Source organism: Sphingomonas beigongshangi (genome assembly GCF_016820445.1).
Classification (GTDB): Bacteria; Pseudomonadota; Alphaproteobacteria; order Sphingomonadales; family Sphingomonadaceae; genus Sphingomonas; species Sphingomonas beigongshangi.
Window position 1 is genome coordinate 185,258 of record NZ_JADHDT010000003.1, and the last position, 18,020, is coordinate 203,277.

At 67.1% G+C, this 18,020-nt stretch carries 12 protein-coding genes and 1 riboswitch; of the genes, 10 read left to right on the forward strand and 2 right to left on the reverse strand.

Going from position 1 to position 18,020, the window contains the following annotated elements; all coding sequences use genetic code 11:
• Positions 1-16: 16 nt before the first annotated feature.
• Together cysS and IQ292_RS06755 are read left to right on the forward strand one after the other, a co-directional pair.
• Positions 17-1,456 (forward strand): cysteine--tRNA ligase, encoded by a 1,440-nt coding sequence (gene cysS / locus IQ292_RS06750; RefSeq protein ID WP_203309551.1) that lies wholly within the window; start codon positions 17-19, stop codon positions 1,454-1,456.
• A complete protein-coding gene (locus tag IQ292_RS06755) occupies positions 1,453-2,391 on the forward strand; it encodes a D-2-hydroxyacid dehydrogenase (RefSeq protein WP_203309552.1) in 939 nt (312 codons plus the stop codon). The genes cysS and IQ292_RS06755 overlap by 4 nt, the downstream gene beginning before the upstream one ends.
• 52 nt (positions 2,392-2,443) lie before the next feature.
• On the opposite strand, the gene IQ292_RS06760 is transcribed toward IQ292_RS06755, so the two are convergent.
• The gene (locus IQ292_RS06760) at positions 2,444-3,481 is read right to left on the reverse strand and encodes a M48 family metallopeptidase (protein WP_238940872.1); all 1,038 of its coding nucleotides are present in this window, start codon (positions 3,479-3,481) and stop codon (positions 2,444-2,446) included.
• 334 nt (positions 3,482-3,815) lie between these two features.
• Here IQ292_RS06760 and rpoB point away from each other — a divergent pair, with 334 nt between their 5' ends.
• The 8 genes from rpoB (at position 3,816) to IQ292_RS06800 (ending at position 17,146) form a co-directional block, all read left to right on the forward strand.
• Positions 3,816-7,973 (forward strand): DNA-directed RNA polymerase subunit beta, encoded by a 4,158-nt coding sequence (rpoB, locus tag IQ292_RS06765; RefSeq protein ID WP_203309553.1) that lies wholly within the window; start codon positions 3,816-3,818, stop codon positions 7,971-7,973.
• Between the two features lie 8 nt (positions 7,974-7,981).
• Positions 7,982-8,461 carry a hypothetical protein gene (locus tag IQ292_RS06770; RefSeq protein WP_203309554.1) on the forward strand — a complete coding sequence of 160 codons (480 nt, stop codon included), beginning with the start codon at positions 7,982-7,984 and terminating at the stop codon, positions 8,459-8,461.
• Entirely contained in the window at positions 8,458-12,744 is a 4,287-nt protein-coding gene (gene rpoC / locus IQ292_RS06775; protein ID WP_203309555.1) for a DNA-directed RNA polymerase subunit beta', read from the forward strand. The genes IQ292_RS06770 and rpoC overlap by 4 nt, the downstream gene beginning before the upstream one ends.
• Before the next feature lie 225 nt (positions 12,745-12,969).
• Positions 12,970-13,812 (forward strand): hypothetical protein, encoded by an 843-nt coding sequence (locus IQ292_RS06780; protein WP_203309556.1) that lies wholly within the window; start codon positions 12,970-12,972, stop codon positions 13,810-13,812.
• Positions 13,813-14,025: 213 nt separating this feature from the next.
• A complete protein-coding gene (locus tag IQ292_RS06785; protein ID WP_203309557.1) occupies positions 14,026-14,556 on the forward strand; it encodes a DUF2975 domain-containing protein in 531 nt (176 codons plus the stop codon).
• Complete coding sequence (locus tag IQ292_RS06790; RefSeq protein WP_203309558.1) at positions 14,556-14,774, forward strand: helix-turn-helix domain-containing protein; 219 nt, start codon at positions 14,556-14,558, stop codon at positions 14,772-14,774. Before IQ292_RS06785 ends, IQ292_RS06790 begins: the two co-directional genes overlap by 1 nt.
• Positions 14,771-15,514 carry a hypothetical protein gene (locus IQ292_RS06795; RefSeq protein WP_203309559.1) on the forward strand — a complete coding sequence of 248 codons (744 nt, stop codon included), beginning with the start codon at positions 14,771-14,773 and terminating at the stop codon, positions 15,512-15,514. Before IQ292_RS06790 ends, IQ292_RS06795 begins: the two co-directional genes overlap by 4 nt.
• A 29-nt stretch (positions 15,515-15,543) precedes the next feature.
• Positions 15,544-15,632: riboswitch (glycine riboswitch) on the forward strand.
• Between the two features lie 116 nt (positions 15,633-15,748).
• A complete protein-coding gene (locus tag IQ292_RS06800) occupies positions 15,749-17,146 on the forward strand; it encodes an L-serine ammonia-lyase (protein WP_203309560.1) in 1,398 nt (465 codons plus the stop codon).
• Between the two features lie 39 nt (positions 17,147-17,185).
• Here the strand turns inward: IQ292_RS06800 and IQ292_RS06805 are convergent, their stop codons facing one another.
• Positions 17,186-17,971 carry a metallophosphoesterase family protein gene (locus IQ292_RS06805; RefSeq protein ID WP_203309561.1) on the reverse strand — a complete coding sequence of 262 codons (786 nt, stop codon included), beginning with the start codon at positions 17,969-17,971 and terminating at the stop codon, positions 17,186-17,188.
• Positions 17,972-18,020: the final 49 nt, after the last annotated feature.

Here is an 18,020-nt window from a genome sequence, read left to right on the forward strand (position 1 = left end):
GCTAAGGCCCTGCCCCATGACGCCGATCACGCTCTACAACAGCCTGACCCGAGCGGCCGAGATCTTCGAGCCCGCCGACCCCGCAAACGTGCGCATCTATTCCTGCGGCCCGACCGTCTATCATTATGCGCATATCGGCAATCTGCGCGCCTATCTGTTCACCGACACGCTGAGCCGGGTGCTGACGTGGAAGGGCTTCGGCCTGACGCACGTCATCAACATCACCGACGTCGGACACCTGACCAGCGACGCGGATGCTGGCGACGACAAGATGGAAGCGGCGGCGAAGAAGAGCGGCCAGGACATTTGGGCGATCGCCGCGCATTACACGCAGGCGTTCAAGCAAAACCTGAAGGACCTGAACGTCCGCGCTCCCTCGCGCTTTCCCCTGGCGACGGATCATATCGCGGAGATGATCGCATTCGGCGAGAAGATCGCCGACACGCATTGTTATCGCCTGCCCGACGGGCTCTATTTCGACGTATCGACCGTGCCGGACTATGGGCGGCTTGCCGGCACGCGCGACGACGCGCCGGCGGAGGGCCGGATCGAGACGGTCGAGGGCAAGCGCCACCCCGCCGACTTCGCGATCTGGCGGACGAGCGCGCCGGGCGAGAACCGTCAGATGGAATGGGACAGCCCCTGGGGCCGCGGGGCGCCCGGCTGGCACCTCGAATGCTCGGTGATGAGCCGCCAGTATCTGGGCGACCATTTCGACATCCACACGGGCGGCATCGACCATCGCGAGATCCACCATCCCAACGAGATCGCGCAGAACCAGGCGCATGCCTGCAGCGCGGACACCGGTGCAAGCATTTGGATGCACAACAACTTCCTGGTCGACCGCACCGGCAAGATGAGCAAGTCATCGGGCGAGTTCCTGACGCTGCCGGCATTGGTCGCGCGCGGCTTCCACCCGCTCGCCTACCGCCTCATGTGCCTCCAGGCGCAGTATCGCAGCGAGCTGGAGTTCAGCTGGGAGAATCTGGCTGCAGCGCAGACGCGGCTGAAGCGACTGGTGCAGAGCGTCGCCGCGCTCAGGGCACGGGGCGAGGCCAAGGCAGGGGGCAAGGGTGCCGCCGACGCCTCTCCTTACCGCGAGCGGCTGGACGCGGCGGTGTCGGACGATCTCAACACGCCGCGCGCACTGCCGGTGCTGGACGAACTGCTCGCCGACAAGAAAGTCAGCCCGCAGGATCGGCTGGCGGCGCTCGAGGATTTCGATGCGGTGCTCGGATTGAACCTGCTGACGCTGGCGCGCGAGGACCTGCGCGTCCGGCCCGACAGCGCCGGGATCGACGAGGCGCAGATCGCGGCGCGCCTGGCCGAACGCCGCGAGGCGCGGGCGGCCAAGGATTTCGCGCGCAGCGACGTGATCCGCGATACGCTGGCGGCACTGGGAGTGGAAGTCATGGATGGCGATCCGATCGGATGGGACTGGAAGGTGACGGCATGAAAGCGGTGCTGCCCGCGCTCGCGCGCCCGCTGCTCGAACCGCGGCTGCCGGGCGGACTGGACACCGCCTGGTTCGCGACACCCGACGAGGCGAAGGCGATGATCGCGGATGCGGACATCGCCTGGGTCGACATGCAGCCGACGCAGCTGGTCGCGGAGGCGATCCGCGCGGCCGGGCCGAAGCTGAAATGGGTGTCGACGATCTACGCCGGGCTGGACGCCTTCCCGCTCGACGTGTTGCGCGACCGGGGGGCGAGGCTGACCAACGGGGCCGGGATCAACGCCGTCGCGGTCGCGGAATATGCGGTCATGGGGATATTGGTCGCGGCGAAGCGCTTCGACACGGTGCTGCGCGCAGGCGATCGCCACGAATGGCTGCGCGACGCCCCGGGCAAGGTCGAACTGGACGGTACGCGGGCGCTGATCGTGGGCCATGGCACGATCGGCCGGCTGATCGGGGCACGGCTCGCGGCGTTCGGCGTGGGCGTCGACGGGGTGACGCGGTCCGGCCGCGACGGGACGCTGGGCCCGGATGCGTGGCGCGCGCGCCTTGGCGACTATGACTGGGTGGTCTTGGCGGCGCCCTCCACCGACGCGACCAAGGCGATGATCGGCGCGGACGAGCTGGCGGCGATGCGCCGCGACGCGTGGCTGATCAATATCGCCCGCGGCGACATGATCGACGAGGACGCGCTGCTCGACGCGCTGCACCACAAGCGCATCGGGGGCGCCTTCCTCGACCCCACGGACCCCGAGCCGCTGCCGCCGGACCATCGCCTGTGGGACGCGCCCAACTGCATGATCTCGATGCATCTGTCCGGGCGCAGTCAGACGCAGATGTTCCAGCGCGGGGCGGCGCTGTTCCTGGACAACCTCGCGGCTTTCCTCGAGGGCAAGCCGATGCGGAACGTCGCCGACCTCGACGCGGGCTATTGAAGCGGCAGGAACGCCCTCCCCTCCTTGCACCGCAAGAAGCAGCGTGGGCCTGTCACTGCAGCGGCTTGTCGGCCTCCGCGAGGATCGGCGGCAGGTAGGGCATCGGCGCATCGGGCGAGATCTTCGCGATCTCCGCTTCCAGCGCCGCGGCGCGCGCCTTGGACGAGGGGTGGGTGCGACTGCGGAACAGACCGCCGTCGACGTCGCCGCCATGGTCGCGCCAGAAGCGGACGGCCGCCCGCGGGTCCCAGCCCGCGTTGCGGATCAGGTACATGCCGAGCAGGTCCGCCTGGTCCTCCGTGGTGCGGAACAGGCGGCCGTTGCGGCCGACCTCCGCCAGCAGGCCACGGCTGACGCCCGCCGCGTCGAGGCGGGCGCGATGGCGCAGGATGGTATGCGCAAGCTCGTGGCCGATCACCACGGCCAGTTCCTCGTCCGAATAGCGCGCGAAGAACCTGACGCCGACCTGGACGATGCGGCCGTCCGAGGATGCCTCCATCTTCGGGCCCAGCAGTACCTCGAACGCGCTGCGGCATCCCGGCGACGCCGGCAGCGTCACGCGCCGCGTGCGGCCGCCGCGGATCAGCGTGACGGCGAGCGGCTTGTCGGCAGGCAGGCCGGCGATCAGGTCCTGCGCGGCGTCGCGGGCGGCGCTGCTCGCCTGCGCCGGCAGCGGCGCGTCGGGCAGGTCGCGCCCGTCGAGCGCCACAAGCGAGTCGCCCGGGACGATTCCCGCGGCCGCGGCGGGAGAGCCCGGCACGACCGCCTCGACCGCAACGGGACGCTCGAAGCCGAAGCTGACCTTCGCCTGCGCGCGCAAGGGGGCGTCATATTGGCCGATGGCGTGCAGCGCCCAGCCGGGGGTCGGCTGACGATCGCGGCACAGCGCCGCATTTGCGGTGGTCAGGCGATAGGCGATCGCCGCCATGCGACCGTCGACCTCACGCAGCGCGGCAAAGGTCGCGGCGGGATCGTCCGCCGGGGCGGCAGGCGCGGCAGCGGCAAGGGAAAGGGCGGCGAGGAACGCGAACGGCATCGAGGTGCGTGTACAGCGCCATGTCCTGAAGCGAAACCGTATCCCGGTGGTCATGCCGCCCCAGTTCCGGCGACCGCGATTCCCGGAGGCGCGGAGGACCGGTACGTCGCGGAAGAATCGAGCGTGCAGGAGGCGAGAAAAGGGTACGTGGTTGCGTCCGCCCCTTTGACAAGGCCCCACCCCACGCCTATATCCCGCTCCTCACCACAGCTTTCGGGACATGGGGCGCCGTCGCGCAGCGCCGTCATACGAATGGGAAGCTGCCGGTATCAGGGACGCTTCAAGGCCGACGCACTCGCTTGCGATCGGCTTTTTCGCGTCTCCGACCCCCGCGTCCCGTCCGGAGGCATCCGGGCACGATATACGGCTGACGAGGCACAATAGATCCATGGCGACCAAGGCGATCCAGCAGGCCAGCACCGCGAAGCGGCGCATCCGCAAGATCTTCGGCGACATCCACGAAGTCATCCAGATGCCGAACCTCATCGAGGTTCAGCGCGAAAGCTACGAACAGTTCCTGCGCTCCGACAAGAGCACGGGCCATGTCTCGGGTCTGGAGAAGACGCTGCGGTCGGTGTTCCCGATCCAGGATTTCGCCGGCACCGCCTATCTCGACTTCGACGATTACGTCCTCGAACCGCCGAAGTTCGACGTCGAGGAATGCCGCCAGCGCGGCATCACCTATGCCGCGCCGATGCGCGTTACGCTGCGCCTGACCGCGTTCGAGGTCGATCCGGATACCGAGGCCAAGTCGGTCATCGATATCAAGGAGCAGGACGTCTACATGGGCGACATGCCGCTCATGACCGAGAACGGCACCTTCTTCATCAACGGCACCGAGCGCGTCATCGTCAGCCAGATGCACCGTTCGCCGGGCGTTCTGTTCGACCATGATCGCGGCAAGACGCACGCGTCGGGCAAGTATCTGTTCGCGGCGCGCGTCATCCCCTATCGCGGCTCGTGGCTCGACTTCGAATTCGACGCCAAGGACATCGTCAACGTCCGCATCGACCGCAAGCGCAAGCTGCCGGTGACGGCGCTGCTCTACGCGCTCGGCATGAACTCCGAGGAAATCCTCAACCACTTCTACAACCGCGTGACCTTCGTCCGCGGCGAGGGTGGCTGGCGCATTCCGTTCGCGCCGGAGAACTGGCGCGGCGTGAAGCCGATGTTCGACATCGTCGACGCCAAGTCGGGCGAGATCGTGTTCGCGGCCGGCCAGAAGATCAGCCCGCGCGCCGCCAACAAGGCTGGCAAGGACGGCCTGACCGAGCTGCTGATCCCGACCGAGGAGATCTTCGGCCGCTACAGCGCGTACGACCTGATCAACGAAAAGACCGGCGAGATCTACGTCGAGGCAGGTGACGAGATCACTGCCGAGAACCTGGAGAAGCTGGACAAGGCGGGCGTCGACACGATCGAGCTGCTCGACATCGACTTCGTCACCACCGGCCCGTGGATCCGGAACACGCTGAAGGCGGACAAGGCCGAGGAGCGCGAGCAGGCGCTGAGCGACATCTATCGCGTCATGCGCCCCGGCGAGCCGCCGACGCTGGAGACGGCGGAAGCGCTGTTCGCGGGCCTGTTCTTCGATCCGGACCGCTACGACCTGTCGGCGGTGGGCCGCGTCAAGCTGAACATGCGCCTCGACCTCGACGCGCCGGACACGGTGACGACGCTGCGTACCGAGGACATCCTGGCGGTCGTCAAGACGCTGGTCGACCTGAAGGACGGCAAGGGCGAGATCGACGACATCGACAACCTCGGCAACCGCCGCGTGCGGTCGGTGGGCGAGCTGCTGGAGAACCAGTATCGCGTCGGCCTGCTGCGCATGGAGCGTGCGGTCAAGGAGCGCATGTCGAGCGTCGACGTGTCGACGGTGATGCCGAACGACCTGATCAACGCCAAGCCCGCGGTCGCCGCGGTGCGCGAATTTTTCGGCTCGTCGCAGCTGTCGCAGTTCATGGACCAGACCAACCCGCTTTCCGAAGTGACGCACAAGCGTCGCGTCTCGGCGCTCGGGCCGGGCGGCCTGACGCGTGAGCGCGCGGGCTTCGAGGTCCGCGACGTCCACCCGACGCACTATGGCCGCATCTGCCCGATCGAGACGCCGGAAGGCCCGAACATCGGTCTGATCAACTCGCTGTCGACCTTCGCCCGCGTCAACAAGTACGGCTTCATCGAGACGCCGTACCGCAAGGTCGTCGACGGCAAGGTGACCAACGAGGTCGTCTATCTGTCGGCGATGGAGGAGCAGAAGCATACCGTCGCGCAGGCGTCGGCCGCGACCGACGCGGACGGCCGCTTCGTCGAGGAGCTGGTCTCCGCGCGTCAGGCGGGCGAGTTCCTGATGGCGCTTCCCGAGACGATCACGCTGATGGACGTGTCGCCCAAGCAGCTCGTTTCCGTCGCCGCGTCGCTGATCCCCTTCCTCGAGAAGGACGACGCGAACCGCGCGCTAATGGGCTCGAACATGCAGCGTCAGGCGGTGCCGCTGGTCAAGGCCGAGGCGCCGTTCGTCGGCACCGGCATGGAAGAGACGGTGGCGCGCGATTCGGGCGCCGCGATCTCGGCCAAGCGCGCCGGCGTGGTCGACCAGGTCGACGCGACGCGCATCGTCGTGCGCGCCACGGGTGACGTGGACGCGAGCGTCAGCGGCGTCGACATCTACACGCTGATGAAGTTCCAGCGCTCGAACCAGTCGACCTGCATCAACCAGCGCCCGCTGGTGAAGGTGGGCGACGTGGTCGAGGCCGGCGACATCATCGCCGACGGCCCGTCGACCGAGTTCGGCGAGCTGGCGCTGGGCCGCAACGTCCTCGTCGCGTTCATGCCGTGGAACGGCTACAACTACGAGGACTCGATCCTGATCAACGAGCGGATCGTGAAGGACGACGTGTTCACGTCGATCCACATCGACGAGTTCGAGGTCATGGCCCGCGACACGAAGCTCGGGCCGGAGGACATCACGCGCGACATCCCCAATGTCGGCGAGGAAGCGCTGCGCAACCTCGACGAGGCGGGCATCGTCTACATCGGCGCCGAGGTCGAGCCGGGCGACATCCTGGTCGGCAAGATCACGCCCAAGGGCGAAAGCCCGATGACGCCGGAAGAGAAGCTGCTGCGCGCGATCTTCGGTGAAAAGGCGTCCGACGTGCGTGACACGTCGCTGCGCCTGCCGCCGGGCGTTGCCGGTACGGTCGTCGACGTGCGCGTCTTCAACCGCCACGGCATCGACAAGGACGAGCGTGCGATGGCGATCGAGCGCGAGGAGATCGAGCGCCTGAAGAAGGATGCCGACGACGAGCGCACGATCCTCAACCGGGCGACGTGGAGCCGCCTGCGCGAGATGCTGCTCGACCAGGTCGCGACCGGTGCGCCGAAGGGCGTCAAGAAGGGCTCGACGATCGACATGGACCTGCTCGACAGCGTCGACCGCCACGAATGGTGGAAGTTCGCGGTGCAGGACGATGCCGTGCAGGCGAACCTGGAAGCGGTGAAGGCGCAGTACGACGAGGCGACCAAGCGCATCCGCGACAAGTTCGAGGATCGCCGCGAGAAGCTGGAGCGGGGCGACGAGCTGCCGCCGGGCGTGCTGAAGATGGTCAAGGTGTTCGTCGCGGTGAAGCGCAAGCTGCAGCCGGGCGACAAGATGGCCGGCCGCCACGGCAACAAGGGCATCATCAGCCGCATCCTGCCGCAGGAGGACATGCCGTTCCTCGAGGACGGCACGCCGGTCGACTTCGTGCTCAACCCGCTGGGCGTGCCGTCGCGCATGAACGTCGGGCAGATCTTCGAGACGCACCTCGGCTGGGCCGCGCGCGGTCTGGGTCGCAAGATCGGTGCCGCGCTCGACGCATGGCGCGCCGAGAACCCGAATCCGACGCCGGGTCAGGCGCCGGAAGCGGTCAAGGATGCGCTGCGCCTCGCCTATGGCGACACCTATGTCGAGGAACTGGACCGGCGTTCGCCCGACCAGCTGATCGACCTGGCGGAGAACGTCCGCACCGGCGTCCCCATGGGCACGCCCGTGTTCGACGGCGCGGTGGAATCCGACGTGGCCGACATGCTGAAGCTCGCCGGGCTGGACGAATCGGGTCAGGTGACCCTGTTCGACGGTCGCACGGGTGACGCGTTCGATCGCAAGGTGACCGTCGGCTACAAGTACGTGCTTAAGCTGCACCACCTTGTCGACGACAAGATCCACGCGCGTTCGATCGGGCCGTACAGCCTCGTCACCCAGCAGCCGCTGGGCGGCAAGGCGCAGTTCGGCGGCCAGCGCTTCGGCGAGATGGAGGTGTGGGCGCTCCAGGCCTATGGCGCCGCCTATACGCTGCAGGAGATGCTGACGGTGAAGTCGGACGACGTGGTCGGCCGCACCAAGGTCTACGAGGCGATCGTCAAGGGCGACGACACGTTCGAGGCCGGCATCCCCGAAAGCTTCAACGTGCTCGTCAAGGAAATGCGCTCGCTGGGCCTCAACGTCGACCTGAAGTCGATGGAGGAACTCGACGCCGACGACGGGCTCGCCGAGGCCGCGGAGTAAGCGGTAGCGTGCAGCGGAACGACGCTCGATCCGATCTAGCTAGCTTTGCGACTCTTGTTGCAGATGACGGTTGGATCGAGAGTCGCTCAACGTTTGATGGCGTCGGCTCTAGAGTTGAAATCAGCAAAGACGGTCTGGTATTTTTCTCGTGGATCTATCGCGGTGAGGCCGACGCAGGAGTCAGACTGGCTGATGACACTATTTTCGGGTCTGCCTTGCCAGAATGGTATGAAGAGCCGCGTTTGGACGAGATATTCCAGCAACTCGGCATCGCCTCACACAGCTTCTTGGTTGCTGCCGAACATCGCTTCGCAATCAAGGCGCTGCTCGAGGATTACTCCTGGCACAAGGCCCGTGCTTCGCACCAGATGGCGGAAGTACGCGCTTCTTACGCCTCGCTGGACCTGATGAAGCACTCTGACGCCAATAAGATCAAATCAAGCTTTCTACTACGCCACCCTTGGTTGGCGGGAAGGACGGAACGATGAACGAACTGACCAATTTCGCCAATCCGGTCGCCAAGCCCGAGACGTTCGACCAGATCCAGATCGGCATCGCTTCGCCGGACAAGATCCGTTCGTGGTCGTTTGGCGAGATCAAGAAGCCCGAGACGATCAACTACCGCACGTTCAAGCCGGAGCGTGACGGCCTGTTCTGCGCGCGCATCTTCGGTCCGATCAAGGATTACGAATGCTTGTGCGGCAAGTACAAGCGCATGAAGTACAAGGGCATCGTCTGCGAAAAGTGCGGTGTCGAAGTCACGGTGTCCAAGGTGCGCCGCGAGCGGATGGGCCATATCGAGCTCGCCGCGCCGGTCGCGCACATCTGGTTCCTGAAGTCGCTGCCGAGCCGCATCGGCCTGCTGCTCGACATGCAGCTCAAGCAGCTCGAGCGCGTGCTGTACTTCGAGGCCTATATCGTGATCGAGCCGGGCCTGACCCCGCTCGAGAAGTTCCAGCTGCTCACCGAGGACGAGCTGCTCGAGGCGCAGGACGAATATGGCGAGGACGCCTTCTCCGCCGGCATCGGCGCGGAAGCGGTGCGCGTCATGCTCGAGAATCTCGACCTCGAGGGCGAGAAGGTCGCGCTGCTCGAAGAGCTGGCAACGACCAAGTCGGAGCTGAAGCCCAAGAAGATCATCAAGCGCCTCAAGGTCGTCGAGAGCTTCCTCGAGTCCGGCAACCGTCCCGAGTGGATGATCCTGGAAGTCATTCCGGTCATCCCGCCCGAGCTGCGCCCGCTGGTGCCGCTTGACGGCGGCCGCTTCGCGACGTCGGACCTCAACGACCTGTACCGCCGCGTCATCAACCGCAACAACCGCCTGAAGCGCCTCATGGAGCTGCGCGCGCCGGACATCATCGTCCGCAACGAAAAGCGCATGCTGCAGGAAGCGGTCGACGCCCTGTTCGACAACGGCCGCCGCGGCCGCACGATCACGGGCGCCAACAAGCGTCCGCTGAAGTCGCTGTCCGACATGCTGAAGGGCAAGCAGGGCCGCTTCCGCCAGAACCTGCTCGGCAAGCGCGTCGACTATTCGGGTCGTTCGGTCATCGTGACCGGGCCCGAGCTCAAGCTGCACCAGTGCGGCCTGCCGAAGAAGATGGCGCTCGAGCTGTTCAAGCCGTTCATCTACGCGCGCCTCGACGCCAAGGGTCTGTCGATGACCCTCAAGCAGGCGAAGAAGTGGGTCGAGAAGGAGCGCAAGGAAGTCTGGGACATCCTGGACGAGGTGATCCGTGAGCACCCCGTCATGCTCAACCGCGCGCCGACGCTGCACCGCCTCGGCATCCAGGCGTTCGAGCCCGTGCTGATCGAGGGCAAGGCGATCCAGCTCCACCCGCTGGTCTGCTCCGCGTTCAACGCCGACTTCGACGGCGACCAGATGGCTGTGCACGTGCCGCTGAGCCTCGAGGCGCAGCTGGAAGCGCGCGTGCTGATGATGTCGACCAACAACATCCTCAGCCCCGCGAACGGCAAGCCGATCATCGTGCCGTCGCAGGACATGGTGCTGGGTCTCTACTATCTGTCGATGATGAAGGAAGGCGAGCCCGGCGAGGGCATGCTGATCTCCGACATGGCGGAGGTGCACCAGGCGCTCAACGCCGGGTCAGTGACGCTGCACACCAAGATCGTCAGCCGCGTTCCGCAGACCGACGAACAGGGCAACACCTATCTGAAGCGCGTCGAGACGACGCCGGGCCGCATGCTGCTCGGCGAGACGCTGCCGAAGAGCCACAAGGTGCCGTTCGAGATCGTCAACCGCCTCCTCACCAAGAAGGACGTGGGCGACGTGATCGACGAGGTCTATCGTCATACGGGCCAGAAGGAGACCGTGCTGTTCGCCGACGCGATCATGAGCCTCGGCTTCCGTCACGCGTTCCGTGCCGGCATCTCGTTCGGCAAGGACGACATGATCATCCCGAACGAGAAGGACGCGCTGGTCGAGGAGACCCGCACGCTCGTGAAGGATTACGAGCAGCAGTATCAGGACGGCCTGATCACGCAGCAGGAGAAGTACAACAAGGTGATCGACGCCTGGAGCCGGTGCGGCGACCAGGTCGCGAACGCCATGATGAACGAGATCAAGGCGGTGAAGCGCTACGAGGACGGCGAGAACGCCGGCCGCGAGAAGCCGATCAACTCGATCTACATGATGGCCCACTCGGGTGCCCGCGGTTCGCAGGCGCAGATCAAGCAGCTGGCCGGCATGCGCGGCCTGATGGCCAAGCCGTCGGGCGAGATCATCGAGACGCCGATCATCTCGAACTTCAAGGAAGGCCTGACGGTCCTTGAATACTTCAACTCGACCCACGGCGCCCGCAAGGGCCTGGCCGACACGGCGCTGAAGACGGCGAACTCGGGTTACCTGACCCGCCGCCTCGTCGACGTGTCGCAGGATTGCGTCGTGATCGAGGAGGATTGCGGCACCGAACGCGCGCTGGAGATGAAGGCGATCGTTCAGGGCGGCAGCACAATCGCGTCGCTCGGCGAGCGTATCCTGGGCCGCACCACGGCCGAGGACGTCGTCGATCCGAAGACCAACGCGGTCGTCATCCCGACGGGCACCCTGCTCGACGAGCCGATGGTCGCGAAGATCGAGGCGATGGGCATCCAGGGCATGAAGATCCGCAGCCCGCTGGTCTGCGAATCGAAGGTCGGCGTGTGCGGCAAGTGCTACGGGCGCGACCTCGCCCGCGGTACGCCGGTCAACATCGGCGAGGCGGTCGGCGTCATCGCGGCGCAGTCGATCGGCGAGCCGGGCACGCAGCTGACGATGCGTACCTTCCACATCGGCGGTGCGGCGCAGCTCAATGAGCAGTCCAACCTGGAAGCGCCGGTCGACGGCACCATCCAGTTCCGCGACCTGCGCCTGATCGTCGACCAGCGTGGTCGTCGCGTGGTGCTGAGTCGTTCGGGCGAGATCGCGATCGTCGACATGGACGGCCGCGAACTGGCGGTGCACCGTATTCCTTATGGTGCGTACGTCATGTTCGACGACGGCCATATGGTGTCGAAGGGCGACCGGATGGCCGAGTGGGATCCGTTCACCATGCCGGTGATCACGGAAAACCCGGGTACCGTCCGCTTCCAGGACCTGCTTGAGGGCAAGACGCTCACCGAGCAGACCGACGAAGCGACCGGTATCGCGCAGCGCGTCGTGACCGAATATCGCACCTCGTCCAAGTCGAAGGAGGATCTGCGTCCGCGCCTGACCCTTCTCGACGAGACGAGCGGCGAGAGCGGTCGCTACATGCTCGCGCCTGGCGCGACGCTGTCGGTCGAGGACGGTGCGCAGGTGCAGGCGGGTGACGTGCTCGCCCGCGTCAGCCGCGAAGCCGCCAAGACGCGCGACATCACCGGCGGTCTGCCGCGCGTCGCCGAGCTGTTCGAGGCGCGCAAGCCGAAGGAGAATGCGATCATCGCAAAGGTCTCCGGCCGCGTCGTGTTCGGCAAGGACTACAAGGCGAAGCGCAAGATCGGCATCCAGCCCGAGGATGGCGGCGAGGTCGTCGAGTACCTGGTGCCCAAGTCGAAGGTGATCGACGTTCAGGAAGGCGACTACGTCAAGCGTGGCGACAACCTGATCGGCGGCAGCCCCGACCCGCACGACATCCTCGAGGTGCTCGGCATCGAGGCGCTGGCGGAATATCTCGTCTCGGAAATCCAGGAAGTCTATCGACTCCAGGGCGTGAAGATCAACGACAAGCACATCGAGGTGATCGTTCGCCAGATGTTGCAGAAGGTCGAGATCACCGAAGCCGGCGACACCACCCTGCTCCCCGGCGAGCAGGTGGATCGCGAGGAGATGGATGCGGTCAACGCCAAGCTCGGGCCGAACGAGGCGCGGGCGCAGGGCAAGCCGATCCTGCTGGGCATCACCAAGGCGTCGCTGCAGACCCGCAGCTTCATCTCGGCGGCGTCGTTCCAGGAGACCACCCGCGTCCTCACCGAGGCGGCGGTCCAGGGCAAGCAGGACACGCTGATGGGCCTGAAGGAGAATGTCATCGTCGGCCGCCTGATCCCGGCGGGCACCGGCGCGGGCATGAACCGACTGCGCGTGGCGGCCTCCAGCCGCGACGCCGCGCTACGCGCGCAGCAGCGTGCGCTGCAGGCGGCGATCGTCGCTCCCACCTCGGCGGCCGAGCTGCGCGCCGCGGAGGAGCAGCGGTCGCGCCGTGACGACCAGGGCACGGGTCCCGACCCGCTCGCCGAGGTCGTCCCCTCGGGCGACGGCAGCGACGAGGCCGCGGGCGAGTATCTGAACGACTGATCGTCGTTCGGGCGCACCGCCTGATGACATGAGGAACCGTCGTCCGGGATACCGGGCGGCGGTTTTTCGTTGCGGCGCGGTGCGGCAACCGCGCCATCGCCCTCACCCGCAAGTCAACTAACGACGGTATCCGCGCCTGGGCCCGGCCGTCATCGCCGCGCGGCAATTTGGCCGTCGATACCAGCTGTGTTATCGTACGGGCGTCTTTCTTCGGGGGGAGAAGAGATGCCATATCGTCGCGCCTACCGCTGGTTGCTGACCCTTTTTCCGTTGATCGCGCTCGCGTTCTGGCCGGGCTATTTCGGGCAGTTGGCCGACGCGCCCTTCGCCCTGCATGCCCATGGCATCACCGCGACGGCGTGGCTGATCCTGCTGACGCTGCAGAGCTGGTCGATCCACGCGCGCGCGGTGGCATGGCATCGCCGCGCGGGCCTGGCGACCTTCATGGTGGTGCCGCTGTTCGCCGCCGCGGGTCCGCTGGCGTTGCAGGGCATGGCATGGTTGTGGCGGAGTCACGCAGATCCCTTCCACAGCGCATTCGGCGCCCGGCTCGTCATCGCCGACATGATCGCCGGCCCGTCCGTCCTCCTTCTGGTCGCCTATGCCTTTCTCCGGCGGAGGCGGGTGGAGGTCCATGCCGCCGCGATGCTGGCGACCGCGCTGCTGGTGTTGCCGCCGATCATCGGACGCCTGTTTCCCGCATTGCCCGGTTTCCCGCATGGTGGCGCGGCAGGCTTCGCGGGCTTCCGACTGTCGTTCGACCTTGCCGAAGGTGTCACGCTGCTTCTCGCCCTGTGGCTCGCCGGCCGGCGGCGTGGCGGGCGCGGGCCGTTCGGCTTCGCGGCGGCCGCGACGGCAGCCCAGCTGATCGGCTTCGAGACGATCGGCCGCACGGCCGTATGGGATCGCCTGGTCCTTTCGCTGACCAATGTGCCGATCGCCCCGATCAGCGCGACCGCGGGCGTGGGGGCCGCCTTCCTGCTGGCGCTCGCTTGGCGCCTGGGATCGCGCGATAACGGCGGCGCAGTTGGGCACGCTGGCGCTTCCCGAGGTTTGCTCGCTGCCTAGCGTGCGATCCAGCAAGGCCGGATAGGGGCGATGCCGGCCCCCACCCCCGCCCGGCCGTCCATCGGGAATACGGTGTGAAAGCCGTCCGGAAGCGTGAGAGGCGGCTCCGCTGCCGCGCAACAAGATCGCAGTCCAGTCGCATATTTATTGTTTTTCGATAATTCTATTGCCGTTATTCAATATGCCGCTATCCTCTGCCGTCGGAGGATTGCCATGCCCCACGTGTCCCAGCCCCGCCTGCTGTCGCTTTCGACCCGCATCGTTCAGGCCTTTCGGATCGCCAATTTGGCGATCGCGGTGTTTTTCCTCGCGATATTGTGCGCGACGCTGCCGGGCTTGGAGCTGGTCCAAGATGCGCTGGCGCGCAAATATGGCGGCGCCGTCGATACCGTGACGGTCGTCCTGTTCGTTCGCGTGACGTTGCTACTGGGCCTGCCGATCTGCTGGGTCGTCGAGCGCCTGCTGGCGGCGTTGCGCGCCATCCTCGGCACGGTCGCCGAGGGCGACCCGTTCGTGCGCGCCAATGCCGCGCGCCTTCGGACGATCGGCTGGATGCTGCTGACCATCCAGGTGGCGGATCTGGCCTTCGGCGCGACCCGCCTCGTCGCGAAGCTGCTGCACATCGATTATGCAAGCTGGCAGCCGAGCTTCACCGGCTGGCTGGGGGTGCTGATCGCCTTCGTCCTCGCCCAGGTCTTCGAGCGCGGCGCGGCGATGCGCGAAGACCTGGACGGCACCGTCTGATGCCGGTCCGCGTCCATCTCGACGACATGCTGCATGCGCGGCGCATGACGCTGACCGAACTGAGCGAACGCGTCGACATCACGCTCGCCAATCTGTCGATCCTCAAGACCGGCAAGGCGAAGGCGATCCGCTTTTCGACGCTGGAGGCGATCTGTGCCGCGCTCGCCTGCCAGCCGGGCGACATCCTGACCTTCCTTCCCGATGGAGACGATGCATGACCTTCGCGAAAGCCTTTGCCGACACCTATCGCGGCAGCATCGCCTTCCTGATCGCGTGCCCCCTGCTCGCGCTCGTCCCGGTCGTCTTCGAGATGGTGCAGCATGTCGTCGAGGTGCATATCGGCATGTACGACGGCATCGCGGCTGCTAAGGCCACCGAGCATCATCCGCTGCGCCTCGCATTCGGGATGATGAAGGTGCTGTCGCTGATCGTGCCGGGATATTGGATCACCCGCTTCCTCGCCTGGCGCGACCCGCGCGCGGCGGCACGCGTGGATCCGCGCGCAGCCGTGCTCTACGCGGGCGTCGTGGCCTTCCACGCCGCGCTCAGCGCGCTTCAGCTGTTCGTCCTGCCCTCGACGGTCGGGGTGCTGCTGGCGGGATTCGCGATCGGACAGGTGATCAGCGGACTGGTGCCCGCCTGGACGGTGGCGGCGGCGCTGGGCAACACCGCGATCGGCCCGGTCGCCTCGGCACGCCTGATGATGCGCCAGCTGCCGTTTACCGTCGCGCTGATGCTCGCGACGATCCTGCCGCTGATGATCCCGCATTATATCCTGGGCGCGGCGGCGATCTTCGCCGGCCGGGCTTTGCTGTGGCCGGTGCTGCTGGCGGACGCACTGCTGGTCGGCTGGCTGTGCGCGGTGATGCTCGCGGCCGGATACGTCGCGGCGACGCGCGCGGCGGCGGCGGCCGGCATCACCCTCGACCCGCCGTCGCGCGCCGCCATCGCCGCTTGACCCGGCCCGCCCCCTCCCCGATAGCCGCGCGTGTCGCGAAGGGAGAGACCGGGCCTGCCCCGGCGCCGAAGGAGCAACCGCCCCGGAAACTCTCAGGCAGAAGGACCAACGCGACGACGGACATCTGGAGAGTGGCGCGGTCTCTGCCTGCGTCCGCCGACGGGATAGCGATCTCAGGCGCAAGGGACAGATGGGGCATGCGAGACGAGCCGGCACCGCCGGCGGGGAGAGGGCATGCAGTTGCAACCACCGACGGCCGCGCTGGATCGCGGCGCCGCACGCCCGATCAGCGTGGCGGAACTGTTCACCATCGGCATCGGGCCGTCGAGCTCGCATACCGTCGGGCCAATGCGCGCCGCCTTTGACTTCGCGCAGCGCGCGCTGGCGCAGGACCTGCCGCCGGTCGGCATCACCTGCGACCTCTATGGCAGTCTCGCGCTGACCGGGCGCGGCCATGCGACCGACACCGCGGTCATCCTGGGCCTCGCCGGCTGGGAGCCGGAACGGCTCGACCCCGATGCGGCACCGGCGATCCTGGCCGGCATACGCGACATGGGGCGCCTTGTGCTGGCGGGAGCACGCGCGCTGCCGTTTTCCGAGGCGGCGGACGTGGTCTTCCACCCGCGCGATTTCCTCGCCGAGCATCCCAACGGGCTGACCTTCACCGCGCGCCTTGCCGACGGCACCGGTTATGCGGAGACCTATTTCTCGATCGGCGGCGGCGCGATCCTGCGCAAGGGCGCGCCCCTGCCGTCGCACAATGTCGCGGTACGCCATCCCTTTTCCTCCAGCGCGGAACTGCTCGCGCGCGGCGATGAGACCGGCTTGTCGATCGCTGACATGGTCCGCGCCAACGAAGAGGCATGGCGTAGCCCCGAAGAGGCGGATGCCTTCCTCGACGAGGTCCGCGCCGCGATGAGCGCCTGCATCGACCGGGGCATCGCGCAGGAAGGGGAATTGCCGGGCGGGCTGCGCGTCCGGCGCCGCGCGCGGGCGATCGAACGGGCGCTGACGGGATGCGTCCCCGGCAGCAATCCGGCCGAGGTGTTCGAATGGGTCAGCCTGTGGGCGCTGGCGGTGAACGAGGAGAATGCCGCGGGCGGCCGCGTCGTCACGGCACCGACCAACGGTGCGGCGGGCGTGTTGCCCGCCGTGCTCCGCTTCTATGAGACGCTGGTCGAAGGCGCGAGCGCGGAAGGCGCGCGCCGCTTTCTCTACACCGCCGCGGCGATCGGCATGCTCTACAAGAAACGCGCGTCGATCTCGGCAGCCGAAATGGGCTGCCAGGGCGAGGTCGGCGTCGCCTGCTCGATGGCCGCGGGCGCATTGGCGGCGGTGCTCGGCGGCAGCAACCGACAGGTCGAGAATGCCGCGGAAATCGGCATGGAGCACAATCTGGGCCTCACCTGCGACCCGATCGGCGGACTGGTGCAGATCCCCTGCATCGAGCGCAATACGATGGGCGCGGTGAAGGCGATCAACGCCGCCTATCTGGCACTGCGAGGCGACGGGAGCCACGTCGTCAGTCTCGACGCGGTCATCGAGACGATGCGCCAGACCGGCGAGGACATGCGCACCAAGTACAAGGAGACGAGCCTCGGCGGCCTCGCGGTCAACGTGGTGGAGTGCTGACGCACCCGGCGACCCTGACGGCGATCGGAGCCGTCAAACCTATTCTCGCGCCGGTCCGACTGCCGAATCCTCGGTGATCACCGCCGGCGGTATGTCGCCCTGGCGTCGCGCGATGGTGGTGAACCGGCCGCCGTCGATGCGGATCTCGTTGAAGGAGGCCGGCGAGTTCCGGGTCCGCTTCGACAGCGTGCCGGCGCCGATCATCCGCACGATCCACCCGCCGCGGTCGATGGGCACGTCGAACGGATCATGGACGTGTCCGCTAAGCACCGCATGCGCGCCCGCCGCGGCCAGTGCGGTGAGCGCGCTGTCACCGTGTCGGGTCTTCGCGGTGCCCTTCGTCCCGCCCTCGATCAGGGGATGGTGGGCGGCGACGAGGATCAGGTTGCCCTTTGGCGCCGCGGCGATCAGCGCGAGCGCGCGGCGCAGCGAGCCGCGGCTGACGCGCCCCTTCGACCAGTTCCACCGCCACTGCGCGCGCGCGGTGGTCTTGAGCGGGACGACCGTCACGCCGGGGAGGTCGAGTTCGTGCTCGATCATCCGCTCGACGGCGGCATAGCGCTGATAGGGCGCGAGCAGTCGCCGGAACGGGTCCCAGTAATAGGGGATGTCATGGTTGCCGACCTCTAGCGTCACGGGCACGCCCAGCCCCTTGAGCCACGCGCCGCCACGTTCGAACTCACGCCGGGTCGCGCGCATCGTCAGGTCGCCGGTCATGACGACGGCGTCTGGCTTTTCCGCCGCAACCCGCGTCTCGAACCAGGCGAGCGCCGCCGGGTCCTCGGCACCGAAGTGAACGTCGCTGACGTGAAAGAGCTTGATCATGGACCGTGGAACGCCGCCATAGGAATTGAGTGCCCGACGCCGGTTGCGC